Below are 25,567 nucleotides of genomic sequence, written 5' to 3'. Positions count from 1 at the left end.
CAGCTTCATTTGTATACACAATTCGAACTTTTTGAAAACGCCATCAACATATTGCAACCCCTTATGTTCAATGCTATCTTTTTAGTTGATTAACAGATTGGGGGAAACATAGGTGAAATCATTTAAGCAATCAAAAGCCTTTATCTTTAGCTTTACAATGGCTTTCTTTCTTATATTGGCAGCCTGTTCCGGCAAAGATGAAGCCGGTTCCAAGCATACAGGCTGGGAGCAGATCAAAGAAAAAGGAAAAATCGTCGTTGCTACGTCCGGCACACTTTATCCTACGTCCTATCATGATACCGATTCAGGTAAGGATCAACTGACAGGCTATGAGGTTGAAGTTGTTCGAGAAGCGGCTAAGCGTCTCGGGCTCAAAGTCGAGTTCAAGGAAATGGGCATCGACGGGATGCTGACAGCGGTGAACAGCGGCCAGGTTGACGCTGCCGCCAATGATATAGATGTGACAAAGGACCGCGAGAAGAAGTTCGCGTTTTCTTCTCCTTATAAATATTCATATGGCACAGCCATTGTCCGAAAAGATGATTTATCAGGGATTAAAACACTGAAAGATTTAAAAGGGAAAAAAGCGGCTGGCGCAGCGACAACTGTCTATATGGACGTTGCCAGAAAATACGGCGCCCAAGAAGTCATTTATGATAACGCGACCAACGAGCAGTATTTAAAAGATGTTGCCAACGGCCGCACTGATGTCATCTTAAATGACTATTACCTGCAGACACTGGCACTCGCGGCATTTCCGGATCTTAACATCACGATCCATCCTGACATCAAGTACATGCCGAATAAACAGGCGCTTGTCATGAAAAAAAGCAATACTGAGCTTCAGAAACAAATGAACGAGACGCTGAAAAAGATGAGCAAGGACGGCACTTTGACAAAGCTGTCGAAACAATTCTTTAATAAAGCGGATGTATCAAAGAAACTGGATATCGACGTTCAAGACGTTGACCTGTAATCAGACGCCATGATGTACAGCATTCAGTGGGAATATATTTTCAACACACAGCTGGCGATTGAATCGTTCCCTTATGTCATAAAGGGTATAGGGTACACGTTGCTTATTTCTTTTGTCAGCATGTTTGCGGGAACGGTGATTGGGCTGTTTATATCGCTCGCCAGAATGTCTAAGATTGCCCTGCTGAGATGGCCGGCGCGTCTTTACATTTCTTTTATGCGCGGCGTTCCGATTTTGGTGATCCTGTTTATCCTTTATTTTGGATTCCCTTATATCGGCATTGAATTTTCTGCCGTTACGGCCGCTTTGATCGGCTTTAGCCTCAACAGCGCCGCTTATATTGCGGAAATTAACCGTTCAGCCATTTCATCCGTTGAAAAAGGGCAGTGGGAAGCCGCATCCTCGCTCGGTCTTTCCTATTGGCAGACGATGAGGGGCATCATTTTGCCGCAATCGATCCGTATTGCGCTGCCTCCGCTCGCCAATGTATTGCTCGATTTGATCAAGGCATCCTCGCTCGCCGCGATGATTACGGTGCCGGAATTGCTCCAGCATGCGAAAATTATTGGGGGCCGAGAGTTTGATTACATGACCATGTATATTCTGACCGCGCTCATTTATTGGGCCATCTGCTCCGTTGCGGCGGCTTTTCAGAATATCCTTGAGAAGAAATACGCACATTATCTTTAAACAAACGTTTCATTAAAAAAAGCCGCTCCGCAGGAGACGGCTTTTTCCTATTGATTCAGCTTCCATTTAAATGGATCTTCAAACAGCGACCAATCGGAATCAAACTCATATTCAGTCAGCAAACATTGATCCAGCTCCTTCGTAATGGCGTCTTCATCCAAGTCTGTTCCGATAAACACCAGCTGCGTCAGACGATCGCCGAATTCCGGGTCCCAATCCTCTAATATTTCCGGCTCCTGCTGTTTGATTTGCTCCTGCTCAAGCTTCGGCATTGCCGCCACCCAATAAGATACCGGCTCAATCGTTACGGACGGGCCGGCTTGGGACATCAGAAGAGCGAGGCTGTTATGCGATGCGCACCAGACAATACCTTTGGCGCGGACAACATTTTTAGGCATTTGATCCATCCAGTGATAAAAGCGCGTTGAATGAAATGGCAGCCGTCTTTTATAAACAAATGAAGAAATGCCGTATTCCTCGGTTTCCGGGGTATGGGCTGCATGGCCTGCCGTCAGCTCTTTTATCCAGCCGGCAGATCCGTTCGCTTCCTCGAAGTTAAATAGCCCCGTATGTAAAATCTCCTGCGGCTTGACGTTCCCTTTGACAGCACGAATGAATGTAGCCCTTGGCTGCAGGGTGCGAAGGACTTTCTCAAGCTGTTCAAGCTCTTGCTCGCTGACTAAATCACATTTATTTAAGATCAGAACATCGCAAAACTCAATTTGATCGATTAACAGGTCGGCAATTTCTCTTTCGTCTTCTTCCCCAAGTGCTTCTTTGCGGTCCAGAAGGCTGTCACCCGACTGATAGTCATGCCAAAAACGGTTCGCATCGACCACTGTCACCATCGTATCTAACTCACAAAACTTGGTGAGATCGATTCCCAGCTCTTCGTCAATATAAGAAAATGTCTGGGCCACCGGGATCGGTTCGCTGATTCCCGTCGATTCGATTACGATATAATCAAACCGTCCGTCTTTTGCCAGCTTCTCCACTTCGACTAACAAATCCTCGCGAAGTGTGCAGCAAATGCAGCCGTTTGACATTTCCACTAGCTTTTCATCTGTTCTGGAAAGCCCGCCTTCCTGCTTGACCAGCCCCGCGTCAATGTTTACCTCGCTCATGTCATTTACAATAACGGCTATTTTTAAGCCTTCGCGATTTTGCAAAATGCTGTTGAGCAGTGTTGTTTTTCCCGCGCCAAGATAGCCGCTTAGTACTGTAACCGGAATTTTTTTCATTGTGATCATACCCTCTCAAAATAGAATCATTACGATTTAAATGCCGTATGTGTAATGGTGAATGCCGCTTTTCGCGCCCCGGAAATATTTCTCGCTGTCGGCCCGATTTCAAGTTCCGCAAAGGCACCCATCACGTATAACCCGTTCCCCCATTGCAAATCCTTGCCGACAATCGGAAAGCCGCAGCCGGCAAAAAGCAATTGCTCTGCTTGCGCTGCTTTTTGAACCCACTCGAATCGGCTGATGTCAGAGGCAAAGCCTGTTGCCAGCGCGATATGTTCGAATGTGTATGACGATTCATTTTTCTTCAGCTGTATCTGCAGCCGGCCGTCAGCTGTTTTTTGACATGATATCACTTCATCCTGAATGACCTTTATCCTGCCCTCTTCTCTATAGACAGCAAGCTTTCTTGAGATGTCCTTCGGGAAGGAGCCGCGATGTCTGGCATTTGTGATCCATTGTCTTCTCTTTTGATAGTCTGACGTTTTGCTGAATCTTTTCATATACTTCGGGCCAAGCCAGCCCGGATCACTGTCAAAATCATAGGTGCGGAACGGATGCCTCACGAACATCGTCACGTCGCGCCCGTCATCTGAGAGCTTTATGGCGTAATGAGCCGCCGTGATCCCTCCGCCCACAACCGCCGCTTTTACGCCTTCCTGTTTTAACCCTTGCACATCCCTGTCAAACACATGATAAATGCCGTCATTCTGAAATGCTGTGCCCACTCCGGCCAGCAAGGCTGTTGTGAAAAACTCATGGCTAGTACAACTCTTTCGCCCCTGATTGTTTCGGAGGCATCTGTCCTCACTTCCCACAATCCGTTTTTTCTTCTCAAGTCTGTCACCATGCCTGTCTTCCACGCCTGATCAATATGTATCTCATCCAATACAGTTTCACAATGCTGATTAAAAAGCGATAAAGAGGGACGCTTATACCTCCCGAAGAATACCTCCGGCCACTGGCTTTTATCCGCATACGTTTGCAGGCTGAACGGCTCGGTATCCATGTGATGGACCGATGGAGAGCGTAAATCATTCATCCGAATGCGGGCCGTATTTCGCTTCCAGCACTCAAGGGGCTGTTCATGAGGATCAATGACCGCAAGATCCTGGATAGGCACCTTTCCGCTCTTCACCAGATGCACAGCCAAGGTCGATCCTTGAATTCCGCCGCCGATGATAAGCCATTTATACATAGGAGTAACTCCTTTCTGCACAAAACGTAATTATCACGATTTAAATCGTATGTTCTTTTTTCCTTTTTGTCAACTGCTTTCTATTCAGCTGATCACAACTTTTGTGTGTTCAGGTATGTTTTCGTATATCCATTTCGCATCTGGAATGGATAGTCTGATACAGCCATGGGATGCTTTTGCCCCTAATTTTTTTGCTTCCTTTTCAATGACTTTTTTGTCCTTTGTCATGGGTACGCTGTGAAAAAGAAATTCTCCATGGTTTTTCCATGAGACCCAGTATTCCGCCCCTTCCTGATATCCTTCAGAGAAAAACCATTCTCCCCGTTCAGGCTCGATATGAAATGTGCCTTTCGGTGTGGAATCATCATGGGTTTGATCGAGTCCTGATGAAACGATCATGGTATAGATGGTTTTGCTTCCGGCATTGATATAAGCCTTCTGCTGTTTCACGTCCACATCAATCCAGACATTTTTCAGCTGCTTGATATCGGGGTATTCTCCGCCGGAAGGCTTTGTCCAATCAATGCTTGTTTTCTCTGCCGCTATGTGTTTGTCTGTTTTCTTCATTTGAGCTCCCGCTTTCTCGTCCGCATGATAAGAACAGGCTGACAGCAGAATTGCCGGCGCAAAAACAGCAATTAATAAGAATGACAGTTTCATAGTCATTCCTCCTGTTTCGAAAACCTAAGCTTCGCATAGGCATCGTGCAGATGAATTGATTCTTCATTTCTGCATTCAATATCAAAGGCCGACACCCATTCAAGCTCATATAAGTCTGCTGCAATGAGACGGGCCAGATCCTCAACAAATCTGGGATTTTCATATGCGGTTTCCGTTACGGCCTTTTCATCCGGCCGCTTTAGCACCGGGTGCAGTCTCGCGCTGGCATTTGATTCTGCAACGTGAAGCAAATCGGCTTTTACATCGACTGGGAGCAGTGCCGTTGGATGAATATCGGCCAAAATGCTGACCGTTCCCCTCTGATTGTGGGCACTGTATTCACTGATTTCCTTAGAGCAAGGGCAAAGAGTCGTTACTTTCGCCGAGATACCGGCCCGCTGTTTAAACGGCTGATCTTCGTGATAGGTGACAGACATCAACATCTCAGCATGCATCAGCCCCGCTTTCCCAAGCATTGGACTCTTTCTTTCGAAATACCATGGAAACCGCACTTCGACGCAAGCCGAGATTTGATCCATGTTTTCTGCAAGCTCTTTCGTAAATTGCTGAAGAGAAGAAAATGTGAGAATCCAGCCGTTTTGATGATAGCGTTGGAGCTGCTCTGTTAATCGGCTCATATTGATGCCTTTCTGATTCCGCTGCAGGCTGGCGGTCATGGTAAAATTCGCTGCTGTCGTTTGCTGACAAGGCTTCATCGCTGAAGCAACAGTGACCGGGTGAGACACATTGGTGACACCTACTTGCTGAATATCAAAAAAATAGTCTTTTCTGATATTCTGAAGATCCTTCATGTTCTCCTTTTCCACAGGCTTTTGCCCTTTCACGGGACTGACCGACCCAAAATATTGAAGACGCTCCGTTTTTTCCGGGAGCAGAATGTGTTGTTCCAATCAGAAAACTCCTTCCGTTTTAAATCGTAATAATTACTATTTATTCTGATCGGTTCACGAGTTAAAATCAAGAGAAAGTTGAAAACAGCAAAAAAAGACACGCGCAAGCGCGTGTCACCCATCCAACATCAAACATCCGCCGGGCTGCTTTCCGCGCTCCAGCTTTTTCTCCAGTAATATCCTGCGGCAATCACAAGCACAAACGCCAGCAATGCGATACAGGAAAATGTGATAAATCCGATGGCATATGTGCCTGTCATCTGTTTTAATGACCCTAAAATGTTTGGCAGAAAGAAACCTCCGATGCCTCCTGCTGCGCCGACGATTCCCGTCACCATTCCGATTTCTTTCCGGAAGCGCTGCGGGACGAGCTGAAACACTGCTCCGTTGCCCATTCCGAGTCCCATCATTCCGACAAATAAAAGGATGATAACCATTGAAAGAGACGGCAGACTGCTGACTCCGGCCATGCAAAGAGCCACGATGACAAACAGAACAGAAAGAACCTTCGTGCCCCCGACTCGATCTGAAATCCAGCCCCCTACAGGCCGGAAAAAACTGCCCGCTGCTACACATAATGTGACGAAATCTCCCGCGTGAATTTTTGACAGCTGGTATTGATCGACGAAGAATATCGCCAAAAAGCTGGACAGCCCGACAAATCCTCCAAAAGTAACGCTGTACAGCAGACAGAAAAACCACGTTTCCTTTTGTCCGAACACCTGCAAGTAGTTTTTGAGCGGCTGCGGCGCCGGTTGTTCAGGAGAATTCTTCGCCATGAAAACAAATAGAATAAAGACGATGATCAGAGGAAGAAGCGCAATTCCCATCACACTGTGCCAGCCGAACTGCTCTGCAAGCCGGGGGCCAAACAGTGTCGCAAACAAGGTGCCGCTGTTACCCGCACCGGCTATCCCCATCGCCAGTCCCTGCAAATGAGGCGGATACCACCGGCTTGCCATAGGAAGCGCAACAGCAAAGCTCGCGCCTGCCACGCCAAGCAGAATGCCGATCGCGTAAAGCTCAGTCAGCGTACGGCCGCCAAAAGTTCCCCAAAGCAGCGGGATCATTGTCACCAGCATTCCGGTCACAGCTGTTTTTTTCGGCCCGATTCTGTCCGTTAATACGCCTAATATGATCCGAAACACAGATCCCGATAAAATCGGCACAGCCACGATAAGCCCTTTTTCAAAGGGAGACAGGCCAAAATCCTGAGAAATATAAACACCAAGCGCCCCAAGCATAACCCATATCATAAAACTTACATCAAAGTATAAAAACGAGCAGAGCAAAGTGGACGGGTGACCGCTTGTTTTCAGTTCCGACAGCTTCATAACATTCCCCTTTCTTGACCCTATAAAAATTTCAATTTTCTGAATCAAGAATATATGACCTTATTTTTTCGGAAAAGACATGTGTAAGCTAATGTGACACGTTTAATGCGTTAACTGAGCATTGTGCCATAATTTTTGATAGGAGAAAAACTTACAAGCTGAGGCAAAGGAGGTCTGGCAAATGAAGAAACAAAGATTAATTGTAGCAGGGAACGGAATGGCCGGAATTCGCTGTATTGAAGAAATATTAAAGCTTCATCGTGACATGTTTGAGATTGTCATTTTCGGCAGCGAACCGCATCCCAACTATAATCGCATTCTCTTATCCTCCGTTTTACAGGGGGAGGCATCGCTCAATGACATTGTGCTGAACAGCAGTGAATGGTACGCCAAGCAAGGCATTACACTTTACACAGGTGAAACGGTCGTTCAAATCAACACAGATTTACAGCAAGTCATCACAGATCAAAAACGCAGCCTGTCCTACGACAAATTGATTCTGGCAACAGGCTCCTCCCCTCATATTCTCCCCATACCCGGGACAGACAAAGAAGGTGTTTACGGCTTTCGGACAATAGAAGACTGCCAAGCTTTTATCAGCATGGCGGAACGTTATCAAAAAGCAGCGGTCATCGGTGCCGGCTTATTAGGCCTTGAGGCGGCTGTCGGCCTGCTGCATCTGGGCATGGATGTCAGCGTCATTCACCACTCTCCCAGCATTATGCAAAAACAGCTCGATCAAACAGCGTCTCGTCTGCTTCAGTCTGAGCTGGAACGAAAAGGCTTAACCTTTCTTTTAGAGAAAGACACAGCATCCATTACAGGAGGCTCCCGGGCAGATGGTATCCGGTTCAGAGACGGAACTTCGATAAAAGCAGACTTGATTGTGATGGCGGCTGGTGTAAGACCCAATATCCAATTGGCTGCATCAGCAGGAATCGCCGCAAACCGCGGCTTCATCGTCAATCAATTCATGCAGACGAGCAAACCGAATGTGTATGCCGTCGGGGAATGCGCCGAGCACAACGGAATGGTATACGGATTGGTCGCGCCTCTTTATGAACAAGGAAAAGTCCTCGCTCAACACATCTGCGGCGCTCCATGTGAAGGATATCGTGGCTCTGCCCAATCTGCAGCCCTAAAAATAGCGGGAATTGATGTGTGGTCGGCAGGAAAGGTGCACGAATACGCAGGCACGACGAGCATTAAGCTTCATGATGAACATGCCGGCTGCTACAAAAAAGTCCTCTTTGAGAACGACAAACTGGCTGGTGTAATTTTATTCGGAGACACACGTGATAAACAGCGGCTTCTCGACAGCCTGCTTAAACAAAGAGACATTTCCATTGTCAAAAAGCAGCTGATCGAACCGGATCAAAGCGGCATTTCATTTGCATCCATGCCTCCCACTGAACCCATTTGCCAATGCAACTCGGTGACAAAAGGTTTGATTGAAGAAGCGGTGCACACGAAAGGCTTAACAACGGTCGAAGAAGTTAAGCAGTGCACAAAAGCATCCGGCTCTTGCGGAGGCTGCAAGCCGCTCGTTGAAGACCTTCTGAAATACATGGAAAGCAGCGAATATACAGAACCAGCCGGCCAGCCTTCGTTTTGCGGCTGCACTGATTTGACGGAAGATGAAGTCATCGCCGAACTGCACCGATGTCATTTCCCCGATCCTGCTGAGGCAATGAATCAGCTTGGCTGGAAAACGAAAAACGGCTGCCGCGTTTGTGTTCCGGCGCTTCACTATTACATGGAATTGCTGCAGCCTGGGTATATCCAGTCTCCTGAAACATCGCCCAAGGATACATGCACCCTCATTCCGCAAATGTACGGCGGGCTGACAAATGCAAAGGAACTCAGAAACATCGCAAACATCATCGAGACATACGGCATCCCCAATGTTTCAATAACTCACGGCCAGAGGCTGAAGCTTTCCGGAATCCGGCCGAATGACCTTGCAAACATCAGAAAAGAACTGCACATGCCAGTTTTCACTCATCAGCACCGCCGCTCGCTGCAAAGTGTCATAGCATGTACGTGCGGGGAAGATCGCTCTATTCAAAAGCTGGCAAGCCATATCGAAAGACATACTGACATGCTTTCCATGCCCGATCACATATCCATCAGCTTGTCGTGTGAAAAAGACTGCACCGCCGCTGCTATACAGGATATCGGCGCCATTCGAACACAAGAGGGCTGGGACATTTACACTGGCGGCATCCGGGGAGGGCATGCCCGTGCCGGAATGCTGTTTTGTGTGACGGATAGCGAAGAAAATACTGCCATTATGATGAAAGGCCTTCTTCAGTATTATCGCGAAACGGCTCACTACGCAGAAGCGGTTCATCAGTGGATTGACCGCCTCGGCATCATTCATATCAGAGAGGTATTATTTGAACAGGATTTGCGGACGCAACTGCTGGAAAACCTTCAAACTGACCTGTCATTGATACAAGATCAGCCTATACAGGCTGGCGCACTTAAGAAAGGATGAGGCATTTTGACTGAACGACTGCTTAGATATTTCCGCGAAAAACAGCAAGACGTCCAATCAGAAAAAACATACGACACCCAATGTCCGTTTTGCAGCATGCAATGCAAAATGCAGCTTGTGGAACAAACCGTCGTCACACGGAAAAAGTATACAGCCATCGGCATCGACAATCCCACGACACAAGGTCGTTTATGCATGAAAGGGATGAACGCCCACCAGCATGCCCTGCACTCCTCCCGCATCACCCGGCCGCTGCTCAAAAAAAACGGTGAGTTTGTGCCTGTTTCCTGGGCTGAAGCGCTGAACTATATAAAAGAGCAAGTCACCCTGATCCAAGACAAATACGGTCATGATGCGATGGCTGTCTATGGAAGCGCCTCGATTACGAATGAAGAGGCTTATCTGTTAGGAAAGTTCGCACGAGTCGGCTTACAGACAAAATACATCGATTACAACGGCCGGCTCTGTATGTCCGCCGCAGCAACCGGAGCCAACCAAACATTCGGAGCAGACAGAGGCTTGACGAATCCCTTAGCGGAAATCCCCCACACCCGAGTGATCATTTTGGCCGGCACCAATATCGCGGAATGCCAGCCGACCATCATGCCGTATTTTGAACAAGCGAAAGAAAACGGGGCTTATCTCATTGCCATTGACCCCCGGGAAACAGCGACGACAAAAATAGCTGACCTTCATCTGAAAATCAAACCCGGAACAGACGCAGCCCTTGCCAACGGTTTAGTCAAAATCATCATAGACGAACAGCTGATAAACGAAGACTTCATTCGCACGCGCACAAACGGATTTGATGAGCTCAAACAGCATACCGGCGCTTTAAATCTGGAAGACATCGCCGAGCAGACAAGTGTTCCTTTAGAGCAAATACGAAAGGCCGCTATGAAGTTTGCCAAGGAAACGTCCGGCATGCTGTTTACAGCCCGCGGCATTGAACAGCAAACCGACGGAACCGCAGCTGTGAAAGGCTTCTTAAATGTGGTGCTGATCACAGGAAAAATCGGCAAGCCTTACTCGGGCTACGGAGCGATCACCGGTCAGGGCAATGGGCAAGGCGCCCGAGAGCATGGCCAAAAAGCAGATCAGCTTCCCGGCTACCGTTCCATCGAAAACGAAGAACATCGGGCTTATATTGCAAAAGTGTGGGGAGTCAATCCGGATGAGCTCCCGCGAAAAGGCGTCTCAGCCTATGAAATGATGGAAAAAATCAACGATGGAGACATTAAAGGACTGTTTCTAATGTGTTCCAATCCAGCAGTCTCCAGCCCAAATGCCAACCTTGTCAAACAGGCGCTGTCGAAACTGACATTCTTTGTTGCAATCGACTTGTTTCTATCTGAAACTGCGAAATTCGCTGATGTCATTTTGCCCGCATCCTCTTACTTAGAAGACGAAGGCACGATGACTAATGTTGAAGGCCGCGTGACATTGAGGGAAGCGAGCCGCCCCTGCCCGGGAGAAGCAAAGCATGATTGGCAGATCATTTGCGAAATCGCGTCCGTTCTCGGAAAAGGCCGTTATTTTTCCTACACGTCTGCGGAGGATATCTTTAACGAATTGAGAGAAGCAAGCCGCGGCGGAATCGCCGATTATTCCGGCATCACATATGACAGGCTCAGACAAGAAGGCGGGATTCACTGGCCGTGTCCGGAGCCTGATCATCCCGGAACCGGGCGCTTATTTGAGGACTCATTTGCACATCCGGATCAAAAAGCGGCATTAAGTGTGATCCCAAACGAACCCGTTGTTCCAAAAGATAAGCCGACCGCCGAATATCCGTTGTTTTTAACGACCGGAAGGGTCATGTCTCATTATTTGACAGGTGTCCAAACGAGAAAAAGCGCCTCTTTGGCCGCAAGACATTTTGAATCATTTATGGAAATCCATCCGAAAACAGCAGCAGCCTACAATATCGAAGACCGCGTTCTCGTGAACATCGAATCTCCTCGCGGAAGCATCACCGTCCGCAGCAAATGGTCAGAACACATCAGAAAAGACACAGTATTTGTTCCCATCCACTGGGCGGATGCCCAAAACGTAAATGATTTGATTGGCGACAGCCTAGATCCAGCGTGTAAAATGCCCGGTTTTAAGGTATGCGCCGTCCGAGTCAGACCTATTTAAAATTTTCATAAAATTTTTAGAAATTTTCGTATTTTTTGTTACATTTTATAACATGCATCTTAAATATTTCTTTTTGCTGTGCTACGCTGAAAAAAACATTGATAAGGAGCGGATCATCTGATGGGAAAAAAACAGCTAGTTCTTGTTGGTAATGGAATGGCCGGGGTAAGGGCCATTGAAGAGATACTGAATGTTTCAAAAGACGCATTTCAAATCACAATTTTTGGTTCCGAACCGCATCCCAACTACAACCGAATCCTTTTGTCAAAAGTGCTGCAAGGCGATACAGATATCAAAGATATTACGTTAAACGATTGGAACTGGTACGAAGAAAACAATATACAATTGTATACCAATGAAACAGTTATTAAAGTGGACACCGAAAACAAAACCGTCATCACCGATGCAGACAGAATACAGCCTTATGATGAACTGATCCTGGCTACGGGTTCTGTCCCTTTTATCCTGCCGATTCCAGGTGCAGACAAAAAAGGCGTCACAGCTTTCCGGGACATAAAAGACACAGACACGATGCTCGCCGCGTCAAAACAATATAAAAAAGCAGCCGTCATTGGCGGAGGCTTGCTTGGCTTAGAAGCTGCGCGCGGTTTGCTGAATCTCGGTATGGAAGTCTCCGTTATCCATCTCGCTCCCTTCCTGATGGAACGCCAGCTTGACGCAACGGCCGGACGCCTGCTGCAAAACGAATTAGAAAAACAAGGAATGACCTTTCTGCTTGAAAAGCAAACAGAAGAAATTCTCGGAGATGACCGGGTCGAGGGCGTCAGATTCAAAGACGGCACAAGTGTTGAAGCCGATTTAGTCGTCATGGCCGTCGGCATCCGTCCGAATACAACGCTTGGGGCCGAAAGCGGAATTCCAGTCAACCGCGGCATCATTGTCAACGATTATATGCAAACCGAAATCCCGCACGTTTATGCGGTCGGTGAATGCGCCGAGCACCGAGGAATCGCATACGGACTCGTGGCGCCGCTCTATGAACAGGCGAAAGTGCTCGCTAAACATATCTGCGGTGTTGAAACGAAACCTTATGAAGGCTCCGTTCTCTCCACTCAACTGAAAGTATCAGGAGTCGAGGTCTTTTCTGCCGGTGACTTTAACGAATCAGACGAGAAAAAAGCGATTAAGGTTTTTGATGAACAGGATGGCATTTATAAAAAAGTCGTGCTGCGAGGCAATCAGATTGTCGGAGCCGTTTTATTCGGCGACAGCAGTGAGGGCAACCGCCTGTTTTCGATGATTCAAAAAGAAGCAGATATCTCTGAAACCTCTAAAATCTCAATCTTACAGCCTCTCAACCAAGAAGCCGGCACAAGTCTGACCGCTGCCATGAGCAATGATGAAATCATCTGCGGCTGTAACGGCGTGTCAAAAGGAGCAATTATTCAGGCCATCCAGGAACAGGGCTGTTCATCAACAGATGAAATCAAAGCATGCACCGGCGCGTCCCGCTCATGCGGAGGCTGTAAGCCGCTCGTAGAAGACATCCTTCAGTATACGCTGGGATCAGACTTTGACGCATCAGCCCAAAAAGAAGCGATTTGCGGCTGTACCTCATTGTCGAGAGACGAGGTAGTCGAAGAAATCAAAGCCAAAGGGCTGTCACATACAAGAGAAGTCATGAACGTGCTCGGCTGGAAAACGCCAGAAGGCTGTTCCAAATGCCGTCCGGCTCTGAACTACTACTTAGGCATGATCAATCCGTCCAAATATGAGGATGACAGAACATCCCGCTTTGTTAATGAACGGATGCACGCCAATATTCAAAAAGACGGAACCTACTCTGTCGTACCGCGGATGTACGGCGGTGTAACCAACTCTCAAGATCTTCGCAAAATCGCTGATGTCGTCGACAAATACGAGATCCCGCTCGTCAAAATGACAGGCGGCCAGCGTATTGACTTGATCGGCGTGAAAAAAGAAGACCTGCCAAAGGTATGGGCCGATCTTGATATGCCGTCAGGCTACGCGTACGGAAAAACACTCCGCACGGTAAAAACATGTGTAGGCGAACAATTCTGCCGCTTCGGCACACAAGACTCCATGGCCTTAGGCATCGACCTTGAGAAAAAATTTGAAGGACTCAACACGCCTCATAAAGTGAAAATGGCCGTATCTGCCTGCCCGCGAAACTGTGCAGAGTCCGGCATTAAAGATCTTGGCGTTGTCGGCATCGACGGAGGCTGGGAGCTTTACGTCGGCGGAAACGGCGGAACCCATCTGCGTGCCGGCGACTTGCTGATGAAGGTGAAAACAAATGAAGAAGTCTTGGAATACGCAGGCGCTTATCTTCAATACTACCGGGAAACCGCAAACTACTTAGAACGCACGTCCGCATGGCTGGAGCGCGTCGGTTTATCCCATGTCCAAGATATTTTAAACGATCCGGAAAAACGGCAGGAGCTGAACGACCGAATGAATGAAACGCTCTCTGTCCACAAAGATCCGTGGAAGGACTTCCTGGAAGATAAACAAACCTCTAAAGAATTATTTGAAAATGTCGTGACCACATCATAATGACAGAAACAAACATTGAGGAGGAATGGACATGGTGAACAAAGACGTCACAAAAGTATGTATCGGAAAAATCGAAGAATTGCCTGAACAATTAGGAAAAACAGTGTATATTGAAGATAAGGAGCTTGCGGTCTTTAAGCTTTCAAACGGGAGCATCCGCGCCATTGAAAACCGCTGTCCCCATAAGGGCGGCGTCCTTGCAGAAGGTATCGTCAGCGGCGAATATGTCTTCTGTCCGATGCACGACTGGAAAATCTCCTTGGAAGACGGAATCGTTCAAGAGCCGGATCACGGCTGTGTCAAAACATACGAAACGCTGATCGAAGGAGAATACGTTTATCTCGTATATTGATCAAAGACCGGATCACTTTCAAAGTGATCCTTCATTTTTTACAGTGACGGAAGGATGACATGATCATGAAAAACGGAATCGTATATTTTGTGGGCGCCGGACCTGGAGATCCAGGGCTCATCACCATAAAAGGAAAACAGGCGCTGGAGGAAGCGGATGTCATTTTGTATGACCGGCTCGCAAACCCTAAGCTGCTCGAATACACATCACCAGACTGCCAGTTCATTTATTGCGGAAAACTGCCGGACCGCCATTTTATGAAACAAGCAGAGATCAATGCCCTGCTGATTGAAAAAGCGTCGGAGGGATTAACCGTTGTCCGTTTAAAGGGCGGAGATCCCAGCGTGTTTGGCAGAGTCGGCGAGGAAGCAGACGCTCTCCACCAGCATGGCATCCGCTATGAAATGGTGCCGGGCATCACCTCGGGAATCGCAGCGCCGCTGTATGCGGGAATCCCCGTCACGCACCGGGATTTCGCTTCGTCTTTCGCCATGATTACCGCACATGATAAATCCTTAAAAGGAAAGCCGAACCTTGACTGGGAAGGGCTTGCCCGAAGCGTTCAAACGCTTGTGTTTTACATGGGTGTCAAAAACCTTCCATTTATTTGCCAGCAGCTCATCGCGTACGGAAAATCTCCTTCTTTCCCTGTCATCGTGATTCAATGGGGAACGTGGGGCCGCCAGCGGAGCGTAAAAGGAACGCTGCAGGATATCCATCAAAAAATACAGGAACAGCAAATCACAAATCCCGCCATTATCGTCATCGGTGATATTGTAAACGTTCAAACACACAGCTGGTTTGAAAGCAAACCATTCATCGGGCAGCATATGATGATAGTCACTCATGGCGAAGATGAGCATACGCTGGCAGACAAGCTGCGCGATTATGGTGCCGATGTCATCGAATGGCCAAAATGGCGTACTGAAAAAATGCCTGCCAACGAGGATATTCTAGGACAGATCAGCACCTTTGAGGATATTTTCTTCACATCACGCCGTGCGGTTAGCGAATTTTTTCAAGCGCTCGCGTCCAAACGAATCGACATTCGCCAGCTGACCGCACGCCTGAGTGCAGCGTCAGAAGCAGGAAAGGCAGAGCTTATAAAACGCGGCTTCATCATATCCGAGCACCATCACAATTCACCTAAAAAGCTGATTGTCGGCAGCCGTCATTCAGTAGAAGAAATGCAGAAATCAGAGTCCTGTTTGTGCTATATCACCCATGAAAACGTCATAGATGAGCGATTCACCAGAATGACCGAACGGACGATCAGTGAGTCTCCTCTGCACATGATCATTTGCCCCGGCAAGCAGTCCGCTCAGCAATTGATCAGCGCAGGAGAAGAAATCGGCATTTCACCAGAACCGTCAGCAAGCCGCCCCCCTGTCATCTGTATAGGCGATGGCGCGCCCGCCGCTGCATATGGGTTTACTGCCGTACAAGACCAAGAGCAATTATTTGCGTTTATACAAAATGAGCAAGTGGAGAAAAAGCTCCTCCACAGCTGATGATACAGCCCTTTTCCAAAGGGCTTTTTTATTTATGAACCAATTTTTTGTGGTGGGTGGAATACATCGCCATATTTTCCGCCTGAGGGTCCAGATAAGATTTCGCACTGTTGACGGCAGTCGGGCCTTCCGTAAAACCACCGGCAATCAATCTGAGCTTGCTTTCATAATACGCCGCGTCCCCCGCAACAAACACGCCCGGAAGATTCGTCCGCATATGTCTGTCAGCTTTAATCCGGCCTTCTTCAATCTCGAGACCCCAATCCTTCATCGGGCCGAGATCAATTTTAAACCCGTGATTAATAATGAGCTCATCAAGCTCGATTTCCTCGGTATGTCCAGACTCAGCATGACAAACGGTGACGCTTTCGATGCGTTCTTCAGTGCCGCTGAGATGTTCCAGCCGATAAGGAGTAAGCACCCGCACAGATGACTGCTTCATTTTCGTCACGCTGCTTTCCAGTCCGCCGAATTCCTCCCTGCGGTGCACGACAGTAACAGACGCCGCAATCGGTTCCAGCTCATTAGCCCAATCGACCGCAGTATCTCCCCCGCCAGAAATCACAACCCGTTTGCCTCTAAACGCATCAAGCTTCTCCACTTTATAATGAAGATTTTTTCCTGCATATCGGCTTGCATCCTGGCTGTCAAACTCATTGACCTCCAGCGTGCCCATTCCGACAGCCAAAATAACGGTTCTTGTATAGTGCTTCTCCCCCTCAGAGCTAGTCAGCACCATGGTTCCGTCATCCAGACGCTCAAATCCGGTCACTCGCTGATTCAGCACAATATCAGGGTCAAACGTCGCCGCCTGCTCCTTCAGCTGTTCGATCAGCTGCTCCCCGGCAATCCCCGGTATCCCGCCAATATCGCGAATGATTTTCTCAGGGAAAAATAAAGACACCTTTCCCCCGAGCCGCGGCAAAAACTCGATCACTTTCGTTTTCAGCTCCCGCATGCCGCAGTAAAAAGCCGTAAACAGCCCGATCGGTCCCCCGCCTATAATCGTGACGTCATACACCTCTTGATTTTCAGCCATCCGTCCTGCCTCCCGTTCCAAATCTATCATTAACGTTATATCGTTTAATTGAGAATGAATATCAATACAAAGTATATCATATTTCCAGAGTCCGTGTTCAACCATTTTGCCGGCCCTGAATAATAATTCCCTCGCAGGATGTTTGCTGCAAAGGTGCCGCAGTTCACCACTGGATTTCTTAGAATCCTATACAAGGTGAAACGATCCTTCCTCCTCTTCCGTCAAACAATCAGTGCCTTTTTTCGTGATATAATCAGAGGCAGCTTACCATGAGCGGAGGTTTTATTGTGACAGCACAATCGTCTTTTCTTCAGCTGAATTCTATTTTTATCAGTATTTTAATAGAAGCCATTCCGTTTATTCTGATTGGCGTCATTCTGTCCGGAATTATTCAAATGTTTGTTTCTGAAGAAATGATTGCAAGGATCATGCCGAAAAACCGGTTTCTCGCAGTCTTATTTGGTGCGCTTGCCGGCATCTTATTTCCCGCCTGCGAATGCGGCATTATCCCGATTACGAGGCGGCTTCTGCTAAAAGGGGTTCCTCTTCATGCAGGCGTTGCTTTTATGCTGACTGCTCCTATCATCAATCCCATTGTTTTGTTTTCTACGTATATTGCATTCGGGAATAGATGGAGCGTTGTCTTTTACCGGGGCGGGCTGGCGCTGGCCGTTTCGGTGATCATCGGCATCATCTTATCCTATCAATTTAAGGATAACCAGCTTTTAAAGCCTGATGAACCCGGGCATCGCCATCATCATCACCACACCCTGCTGCAAAAGCTGGGAGGGACCTTGCGTCACGCCATTGATGAATTTTTCTCCGTGGGGAAATATTTAATCATCGGCGCCTTTATCGCAGCTGCGATGCAGACGTACGTCAAAACATCCACTCTGCTTGCGATCGGACAGAATGATGTATCATCTTCCCTCGTGATGATGAGCCTGGCGTTTGTCTTGTCGCTTTGTTCAGAAGTGGATGCATTTATTGCGTCTTCCTTCAGCAGCACATTTTCTTTAGGCTCGCTCATCGCCTTTCTCGTCTTCGGTGCGATGGTTGATATTAAGAATCTCTTGATGATGCTCGCGGCCTTCAAAAAACGATTTGTTTTCCTGCTGATTACGTATATTGTCGTGATCGTCTTAGCGGGATCACTACTGGTAAAGGGGTGATTGGATGTTTCGTCTATTGGTGCTGATGGGATTTACGTTTTTCTTTTATCATCTGCACACCTCAGGAAATCTAACAAAATATATCAATATGAAATATGCCTATCTTTCCTTTATTGCGATCTTCCTGCTGGCCATTTTGACAGCTGTTCAAGCGTATTTATTTATCAAATCGCCTGAAAAAGGCGGGCATCATCATGACGATGATTGCGGCTGCGGCCATGATCATGACCATGAACAAAACAAACCATTTTATCAGCGGTATTTTATTTATCTTGTTTTTATTTTCCCTTTGGTGTCAGGCATCTTTTTTCCGATTGCGACGCTTGACTCATCCATCGTCAAAACGAAAGGATTCTCGTTTAAGGCCATGGAAAGCGGAGATCACTACTCCCAAACCCAGTATCTGCGGCCTGATGCCAGCCTTTATTATGCGCAAGACAGCTATGACAAGCAGATGAAACAGCTGTATAAAAAATATTCTGGTAAAAAAGAGATTTCTCTGACCGATGATGATTTCTTAAAGGGTATGGAAACCATTTATAACTATCCGGGTGAATTTCTCGGCCGTACGATTGAATTTCATGGATTTGCGTATAAAGGAAACGCGATTAACAAAAACCAGCTTTTCGTATTGCGGTTTGGCATTATTCACTGTATCGCTGATTCCGGCGTTTACGGGATGCTTGTGGAATTTCCGAAGGACATGGATATTAAGGATGATGAATGGATTCATATCAAAGGCACTTTGTCCTCAGAATACTATCAGCCATTCAAATCAACCCTCCCTGTCGTGAAAGTGACGGACTGGAACACCATTAAAAAACCTGATGATCCGTATGTTTACAGAGGATTTTAATTGAAGACGAAACCAGTACAAGTACTGGTTTCTTTTTTTATTTCTTTTTCATCAGCATCAAATCAAGATAGAGCTGGCATCGCGTTCTGAAATCGCTTAAATCGATGGATGTCATTTCAAGAATCTGCTTGATGCGGTAATTTAATGTGTTTTGGTGAATAAACAGCTGTTCTGCGGCTGGTTTTGTTTTGCAGTTGTTGAGGAGATAGATTTCCAGCGTCTTCAGCAGCTCGGTGCTGCTTTCTTGGTCTTTCGCTTTTAGTAAAGCCAAATCCTTATTCTCGTATTCCAAAAAGTCATTTTTCTGTTCAATGCTTTCTAAATAACGATAAATACCGAGCTTCTCATATTCATATGGAATGTTTTCCTGGTTACCGGTTATTTCTGCGGCTTTAATGACTTCCAATGCTTCTGTATAGCTTTTGCCAAGTTTTAAGATGTGGTCATATTCGTTTCCGATACCGATATAGATAGGGGTAGGAATTTTTTGAAAGTGAAAATGTGTTAACAGCTTGTTAATGAATTCAGCAGCTGCTGAGGAGGCGGAGCTTTTTTGGGAAAAACTCGCTACGACGATGACAATATTGGATTCTATCGTTAAGACATGACTGACTTTATCCCGCAAATTCAGGTAAGACCTGATATTTTCCTTTAAATCTTCCACCGCTTCCCCATCCCCATTCGCGGCGTGCAGGATGACAACTGAAAACACAGAAGGCAGCACGGTGTTGATTCTCTCAGCTTCGCGCCTGAGCTCCTTTTCAGAAATAAATTGCTGATAGATAGCCCGTTTGATGAGGTCCTCAGCTCTTTCTTCCTTTTCCTGTTTCAGCTTGTTCGCTTTATAAATAATTTTTCCGACATGGAAGGAGGTCTCGTACAAAAAATCGAGCTCTTCGTCTGTCAGATCACGATCCAGTTCCTGAATCCAGATGTAGCCCATGACTTCCCCTTTATGCTTCGCACTCACGACTACTCTCTGATTTAACCCAATGCTCTCAATTTTATTGACGCGAAAAGGCTCAGGTTCTGTTTTCAGCTTTTCAATGATCCCGTCCTTCAAAAACCTCTCAAAAATCTGAACCGGACACTTTTTTGAAAAAATAGTCTGCTGGTTCGCAGAATCAAAATGGTTAATATAGTAAGAATTGTAGGCTAACAAAAAGAAATCCGCGCTTTCCAGTATCACTGGTTTTTGCAGTTCATAGCTGATAAAGTCAATCAGCTTATCAACATCTGAAAATGAAAAAACTCTCTCTAAAAGCTCTTCCATACCTTTTTTCTCCTATACTTTTTTTACTTTAATCATATCCATACGGGGTCTTTTTGTATAGAAAAAAATACGTTTGTTTCCAAAAGAAAAAACAGCGGTCTTAAAAGGAGAAAAGAGGAAAAAGGGATATCCCCTTCCTCCTCCTTTCGATCTTTATTGTGACATCGTATCTTGGTAGTCTTTAAACTGGTCTGTCACATCTTGTGACGGAGCCTGCGTCAATACGCTGACGATATAGACAGATAATAGACTCGCAGCAAAACCAGGTATGATTTCATACAGAAAGCCCGAAAGACCGGCATTCGCCCAAATGATTACAGTCGCTGCCCCTACAATCATGCCGGCGAGTGCCCCCCATTTGGTCATTCGTTTCCAAAATAAACTGAGCAGTACAACTGGTCCAAAAGATGCACCGAAGCCCGCCCACGCGTAGCTGACCAATCCAAGGATGGTATTGTTTTTCTCCCATGCCAGAACTAACGCGACAATTGAAACAGCCAGCACAGCCAGACGCCCTAAAAACACCAGTTCTTTATCAGAAGCTGAGCGCCGGAACATCGACTTATACAAATCCTCTACCAAAGAGCTTGATGTGACAAGCAGCTGGGAGGAAATCGTACTCATGATGGCCGCTAAAATCGCAGAAATCAGAAAACCTGTGATAATTGGGTGGAACAAAATGTTTCCTAATTGAATAAAAATCGTCTCCGGGTCCTTCAATGTCATGCCCCGCTGATGGTAATAAGCGATACCGCCCAAACCTGTCAGCACTGCGCCGGCTGCCGAAAGAATCATCCATCCCATTCCGATTCTGCGCGCTCTTTTTATCTCTTTGACAGATGTAATCGCCATAAAGCGCACAATGATATGCGGCTGGCCGAAGTAGCCCAAGCCCCAGGCAAACAATGAAATGATGCCAAGAACACTGGTTCCTTTAAAAATATTAAACATATCAGGGTCCACAGAGCGGATCTCAGCAGTTGTTTCACCTATTCCCCCGGTGTGGAAAAACGTAACGATAGGAACGAGAATAAGTGCTGCAAACATAATGATCCCCTGAACAAAATCTGTCCAGCTGACAGCCAGAAAGCCCCCAAACAGGGTGTACGCGACAACAACACCAGTCACAATCCACAAGCCGGTGTGATAATTCATCCCCAAGATGCTGTTGAATAAGACGCCGCCGGACACCATTCCGGACGATACATAAAATGTGAAAAAGACTAAAATGACAATTCCTGAAAACAGTCTGAGGAGCTTTGTTTGATCTCCGAAACGATTTTCAAGGAATCCGGGAATCGTAATCGAATTCCCCGCTTTTTCTGTATATGTTCTCAGCCGCGGCGCGACGTAGAGCCAGTTTGCCCATGCTCCAAGGCAAAGCCCGAACACAATCCAAACGCCGCTTAGTCCAGTTGAAAACATGGCGCCCGGAAGCCCCATCAGCAGCCAGCCGCTCATATCGGCAGCTCCCGCACTGAGAGCGGTTACAGCCGGACCTAAGGAACGTCCTCCCAGCATGTAATCCGTCAGGTTTGACGTACGTTTGTAGGCAAAGTAGCCGATCAGCAGCATCCCCGCCATATAAATACAAATTGAAATAATCAGCTGTGTGTTTTCTATGGCACTTCCTCCTCTTTTTTATAGTATATGGATGAAATGGACACCCCCGCAGGGAGGATGCCCATTTAGTCCCGCTTTAGAACATTTCACTGATTGTTTTTGCCTGCATGTGCAGTGCCAGGTAATCAGGACCGCCGGCTTTTGAATCTGTGCCGGACATTTTGAAGCCGCCGAACGGATGGTAGCCGACGATGGCTCCTGTACAGTTGCGGTTAAAGTACAGATTTCCAACATGGAATTCTTGTTTTGCACGCTCAATGTGCTTGCGGTTGTTTGTGATCACCGCTCCCGTTAAACCGTACTCAGTATTGTTGGCCACTTCTAATGCTTCATCAAAGCTTGATACTTTAGAGAAAGCGACAACAGGCCCGAAAATTTCTTCCTGCATGAGTCTTGCTTTCGGTTCAAGGTCAGCGAAGATCGTCGGTTTGATGAAGAATCCTTTTGAATCATCACCAGTGCCGCCGCTTACTAATCGGCCTTCCTCTTTTCCGATCTCAATATAACTCATAATTTTATCATAAGAACCCTGGTCAATGACAGGTCCCATGTAAACATCTGCGCTGTCAGGGCTAGCCGTTACTTTAGATTCTGTAATTTCAATAACGCGCTCTAATACTTGATCATACACTTTTTCATGGACAACAGCACGTGAACCCGCAGAACATTTTTGGCCCGCAAAGCCGAATGCAGATGTAAAGATGGATTGAGCCGCCAATTCAATGTCAGCATCCTCATCCACTACAACTGTATCCTTACCGCCCATTTCAGCGATAACACGTTTTAAGTGCTGCTGGCCTGGCTGAACTTTTGCCGCACGTTCGAAGATTCTCGTACCGACTTCTCTTGATCCTGTAAACGTGATAAGGCTTGTTTTTGGATGATCAACAAGGTAGTCACCGACTTCCGCTCCGCTTCCAGGAACAAAGTTGACAACGCCTTTTGGCAGACCGGATTCTTCAAGAACCTCAACGAATTTCGCAGCAATGACAGGCGTTGCGCTCGCAGGTTTAAGAACAACTGTGTTACCGGTAACGATCGGTGCTACTGTTGTTCCCGCCATAATCGCGAACAAGAAGTTCCAAGGCGGAATAACGACTGTTACGCCAGTCGGCGTGTATACATATTGGTTTTTCTCGCCTTCACGGCTGTTGACCGGTTTTCCTTTTGCCAGTTCAATCATTTGGCGTGCATAATATTCCATGAAGTCAATCGCTTCAGCAGTATCAGCATCAGCCTCGTTCCAAGGCTTCCCTGCTTCTTTCACGAGCAAAGCGGAGAATTCATGCTTTCTGTTGCGGACTTTGGCAGCCGCGCGGAACAGGACAGCCGCTCTTTCTTCCGGAGACGTGTATCTCCACTCTTCAAAGGCTTTAGCCGCAGCTTCAATTGCTTGCTCAGCGTGCTCTTGAGAAGCTTTTGAGACTCTGCCGACTACCTCTTCTTTATTAGCCGGGTTAATGGAAACGATCTTCGCTTCTGTTTCCACTCTTTCACCGTTGATGACAAGCGGATAGTCTTTTCCTAAATATTCGTTTACTGTCGCAAGCGCTTTTTTAAACGCTTCTACGTTGTTTTGGTCTTGGAAATTTGTGAATGGTTCATGTTTGTAAGGTGTTGTCATTGTAATCTCTCCTTTTTTACTTCTTCGTCATTCCTTTGAAAGCAAATGCAATGTTTGACGGACGTTCTGCCAGACGTCTCATAAAGTAGCCGTACCAATCCTCTCCGTAAGGCAGGTAGACTCTCATGTTATAACCTTCTTTTACGAGGCTGAGCTGGGTTTGCGACCGCATGCCGTACAGCATCTGGAATTCAAACATGTCATTGGAAATGCCGTTTTCCCTGGCAAGCTGCTTTGTATAATCGATCATTTTATCGTCATGTGTCGCAATCGCTGTGTAGTGACCATTTAAGAGCTGCTTTCGGATGATTTTTTTGTAATTCTCATCGACATCGCTTTTTTCCGGAAAAGCCACTTTCTCTGATTCCTTATATGCTCCTTTTACAAGACGAAGGAACGGTTTCAAAGAATCCAAATCGTCAATATCGTTTTCCGTCCGGTACAGATAGGCCTGTAACACCGTGCTTACATACTCGTATTTCCTTCTGAAATCCTTGAAAATATCAAGCGTTTTCTGGCATCTGACCTCGTCTTCCATGTCTATGGTGACCATGACTTTATGCTTCTCGGCCGTCTGGACGATTTTCGTCATATTTTCATACACCAGATCCATATCTATATCGAGACCTAAAGACGTCATCTTTAAAGAAACGTGTGAGTTCAGCTGCTGATCCGCAATGGTCTCAATGGTTTGGATGCATTCTTCCGTGCGTTCCCTTGCGACCTCGGCGCTGTTCACAAACTCGCCTAAATGATCGACAGTAACTGACAAGCCTTGGCTGTTAAGCTGTCGAATTGTCGGGATTGAACTGTTAAAATCATTCCCGCCGATAATTTTACCCGCTGCCACCCGGCTTCCCCAGTTTCTCGCCATCTTATTGAGAAAGCCGCTTTTGGATAAAAATAAGAAAAAATCTCTTGTGATCACTTCCAACCTCAACACCCCGCAATCTAAGAAGTATTTGTATGAGTTTATTGTAAATGGACAAAACCACCGTTCACAATATTCTCAAAATACAAAGATTCTGATTATTTTTGTGGGTTTCTCACAATCAGATAGTTAGAAAGTCGGGGGACTTCCTGTCGAAATATGGAGAGAGGAAGCGACATGAAACATCAGCTTCCTCCATCATTCCACACTTCTTCAACAGTATTCAAAAGCAGACGATTCAACTCAGGAGTGATATCTTTTTTGATGATTTTCAGCGTTTTCGCCGCTTCCATAATCCTTTCAATCTCCGTTTCAATGAATTGGTGAATCACATGAATTCTTGCTTCTAGATCCAGTTCTTCACCTTTTCTTTTGCGCTCAAGCAAGGTTTCCATCTCTGCTCTCAGTTCGGGTTCCGTGATCAATTCATTCATCAAAACAGTAAAATCCATCGGCGGAATGGTTCCGTGCTTTTCAATCCACTTACACGCCAGTATCGGCCGCAGCACGTAAAAATACTTTTTGATTTTCACCTCTTGCCCTTGCAGGTAATCCTTGACGTTTCTTTTTGCCATATTGATATAGTGATACACACTGGCTTCAGGCTTAAACGCTGTGCTTCGCAGCTTTCTCAGCTGCTCTGCGGTCGTAAAAGCTTCGTAATACACAATGTCTGAGGACAGCCACTCAAGCAGCGGAGGGTTTGATTTTTTGAAAAGACGCAGCGTTTTTCTCAGTTCCCAGCCGCTGATATCCAGCAAATCGTGGATCGGCTCTTCAATGACATCCCGCTCCTGCTCGATTGAAAAATACCATTCCTTTTTCGGCACATAAATAAAGCGGACATCATAATCGCTGTCTTGCGACGGGAATCCCCAAGCACGGCTCCCTGATTCAACGGCATACACGATTTTAACGCTGTATTCCTGCTCAATTCGTTTTAGTTCATCAATGATTCTTTGTTTCATATATATTCGTCTCCCGTCTTTTCTCATTCCG

General features: G+C 46.6%; 21 protein-coding genes. 9 read left to right on the top strand and 12 right to left on the bottom strand.

What is annotated here, in order from left to right; translation table 11 throughout:
• The first annotated feature begins 112 nt into the window (after positions 1-112).
• Positions 113-976 carry a transporter substrate-binding domain-containing protein gene (locus NSS75_RS02260; protein ID WP_216395022.1) on the top strand — a complete coding sequence of 288 codons (864 nt, stop codon included), beginning with the start codon at positions 113-115 and terminating at the stop codon, positions 974-976.
• A gap of 9 nt (positions 977-985) precedes the next feature.
• Positions 986-1,666: an ABC transporter permease subunit gene (locus tag NSS75_RS02255; protein ID WP_026014657.1), complete on the top strand. Its 681-nt coding sequence runs from the start codon at positions 986-988 to the stop codon at positions 1,664-1,666.
• Between the two features lie 47 nt (positions 1,667-1,713).
• Here the strand turns inward: NSS75_RS02255 and zinU are convergent, their stop codons facing one another.
• From zinU to NSS75_RS02225, 6 genes are all read right to left on the bottom strand, one after another.
• The gene (zinU, locus tag NSS75_RS02250; RefSeq protein ID WP_024120169.1) at positions 1,714-2,907 is read right to left on the bottom strand and encodes a zinc metallochaperone ZinU; all 1,194 of its coding nucleotides are present in this window, start codon (positions 2,905-2,907) and stop codon (positions 1,714-1,716) included.
• 29 nt (positions 2,908-2,936) lie between these two features.
• Positions 2,937-3,635 carry a lysine N(6)-hydroxylase/L-ornithine N(5)-oxygenase family protein gene (locus tag NSS75_RS02245; RefSeq protein WP_240312840.1) on the bottom strand — a complete coding sequence of 233 codons (699 nt, stop codon included), beginning with the start codon at positions 3,633-3,635 and terminating at the stop codon, positions 2,937-2,939.
• Positions 3,572-4,105, bottom strand: a complete 534-nt coding sequence (locus NSS75_RS02240; RefSeq protein WP_255238357.1) for an FAD/NAD(P)-binding protein — start codon at positions 4,103-4,105, stop codon at positions 3,572-3,574. The genes NSS75_RS02245 and NSS75_RS02240 overlap by 64 nt, the downstream gene beginning before the upstream one ends.
• Before the next feature lie 84 nt (positions 4,106-4,189).
• A complete protein-coding gene (locus NSS75_RS02235) occupies positions 4,190-4,765 on the bottom strand; it encodes a L,D-transpeptidase (RefSeq protein WP_024120168.1) in 576 nt (191 codons plus the stop codon).
• A gap of 2 nt (positions 4,766-4,767) precedes the next feature.
• Positions 4,768-5,676, bottom strand: coding sequence for a GTP cyclohydrolase FolE2 (gene folE2, locus NSS75_RS02230; protein ID WP_038954144.1), 909 nt, complete (start codon positions 5,674-5,676; stop codon positions 4,768-4,770).
• Between the two features lie 128 nt (positions 5,677-5,804).
• Positions 5,805-7,010 (bottom strand): nitrate/nitrite transporter, encoded by a 1,206-nt coding sequence (locus tag NSS75_RS02225; protein ID WP_024120167.1) that lies wholly within the window; start codon positions 7,008-7,010, stop codon positions 5,805-5,807.
• Between the two features lie 181 nt (positions 7,011-7,191).
• Between NSS75_RS02225 and nirB the strand changes: the two genes are divergently transcribed.
• The 5 genes from nirB (at position 7,192) to cobA (ending at position 16,050) form a co-directional block, all read left to right on the top strand.
• The gene (gene nirB / locus NSS75_RS02220) at positions 7,192-9,510 is read left to right on the top strand and encodes a nitrite reductase large subunit NirB (protein WP_103672179.1); all 2,319 of its coding nucleotides are present in this window, start codon (positions 7,192-7,194) and stop codon (positions 9,508-9,510) included.
• A gap of 6 nt (positions 9,511-9,516) precedes the next feature.
• A complete protein-coding gene (locus NSS75_RS02215; protein ID WP_213418285.1) occupies positions 9,517-11,649 on the top strand; it encodes a nitrate reductase in 2,133 nt (710 codons plus the stop codon).
• 120 nt (positions 11,650-11,769) lie between these two features.
• Positions 11,770-14,187 carry an NADPH-nitrite reductase gene (gene nasD, locus NSS75_RS02210; protein ID WP_024120164.1) on the top strand — a complete coding sequence of 806 codons (2,418 nt, stop codon included), beginning with the start codon at positions 11,770-11,772 and terminating at the stop codon, positions 14,185-14,187.
• Positions 14,188-14,218: 31 nt separating this feature from the next.
• Complete coding sequence (gene nirD, locus NSS75_RS02205) at positions 14,219-14,539, top strand: nitrite reductase small subunit NirD (RefSeq protein WP_024120163.1); 321 nt, start codon at positions 14,219-14,221, stop codon at positions 14,537-14,539.
• A gap of 59 nt (positions 14,540-14,598) precedes the next feature.
• Positions 14,599-16,050, top strand: coding sequence for a uroporphyrinogen-III C-methyltransferase (cobA, locus tag NSS75_RS02200; RefSeq protein ID WP_339235668.1), 1,452 nt, complete (start codon positions 14,599-14,601; stop codon positions 16,048-16,050).
• A 28-nt stretch (positions 16,051-16,078) separates the two neighbouring features.
• Here cobA and NSS75_RS02195 read toward each other — a convergent pair whose 3' ends face one another.
• On the bottom strand, positions 16,079-17,089 hold the full coding sequence (locus tag NSS75_RS02195; RefSeq protein WP_044161960.1) for an NAD(P)/FAD-dependent oxidoreductase: 1,011 nt from the start codon (positions 17,087-17,089) through the stop codon (positions 16,079-16,081).
• Positions 17,090-17,376: 287 nt separating this feature from the next.
• Between NSS75_RS02195 and NSS75_RS02190 the strand changes: the two genes are divergently transcribed.
• Both NSS75_RS02190 and NSS75_RS02185 read left to right on the top strand, forming a co-directional pair.
• On the top strand, positions 17,377-18,261 hold the full coding sequence (locus tag NSS75_RS02190; protein WP_339235665.1) for a permease: 885 nt from the start codon (positions 17,377-17,379) through the stop codon (positions 18,259-18,261).
• A gap of 4 nt (positions 18,262-18,265) precedes the next feature.
• Complete coding sequence (locus tag NSS75_RS02185; RefSeq protein ID WP_185848309.1) at positions 18,266-19,117, top strand: TIGR03943 family protein; 852 nt, start codon at positions 18,266-18,268, stop codon at positions 19,115-19,117.
• Between the two features lie 37 nt (positions 19,118-19,154).
• On the opposite strand, the gene putR is transcribed toward NSS75_RS02185, so the two are convergent.
• From putR to NSS75_RS02160, 5 genes are all read right to left on the bottom strand, one after another.
• Positions 19,155-20,390: a proline utilization transcriptional regulator PutR gene (gene putR / locus NSS75_RS02180; protein WP_010332961.1), complete on the bottom strand. Its 1,236-nt coding sequence runs from the start codon at positions 20,388-20,390 to the stop codon at positions 19,155-19,157.
• 153 nt (positions 20,391-20,543) lie between these two features.
• Positions 20,544-21,965 carry a sodium/proline symporter PutP gene (gene putP, locus NSS75_RS02175; RefSeq protein ID WP_240312838.1) on the bottom strand — a complete coding sequence of 474 codons (1,422 nt, stop codon included), beginning with the start codon at positions 21,963-21,965 and terminating at the stop codon, positions 20,544-20,546.
• Positions 21,966-22,089: 124 nt separating this feature from the next.
• Positions 22,090-23,637, bottom strand: a complete 1,548-nt coding sequence (gene pruA / locus NSS75_RS02170; protein ID WP_044161972.1) for an L-glutamate gamma-semialdehyde dehydrogenase — start codon at positions 23,635-23,637, stop codon at positions 22,090-22,092.
• 16 nt (positions 23,638-23,653) lie between these two features.
• Positions 23,654-24,565, bottom strand: a complete 912-nt coding sequence (gene putB, locus NSS75_RS02165; protein ID WP_081638229.1) for a proline dehydrogenase PutB — start codon at positions 24,563-24,565, stop codon at positions 23,654-23,656.
• A gap of 188 nt (positions 24,566-24,753) precedes the next feature.
• Positions 24,754-25,536 carry a nucleotidyltransferase domain-containing protein gene (locus NSS75_RS02160; RefSeq protein WP_024120156.1) on the bottom strand — a complete coding sequence of 261 codons (783 nt, stop codon included), beginning with the start codon at positions 25,534-25,536 and terminating at the stop codon, positions 24,754-24,756.
• Between the last annotated feature and the right edge of the window lie 31 nt (positions 25,537-25,567).

Origin of the sequence: Bacillus sp. FSL K6-1012, from assembly GCF_037964915.1 — a bacterium.
GTDB classification, from domain to species: domain Bacteria; phylum Bacillota; class Bacilli; order Bacillales; family Bacillaceae; genus Bacillus; species Bacillus halotolerans.
Note: the sequence above shows the minus strand (reverse complement) of the source record. Positions and strands in the feature narration are given on the sequence as shown.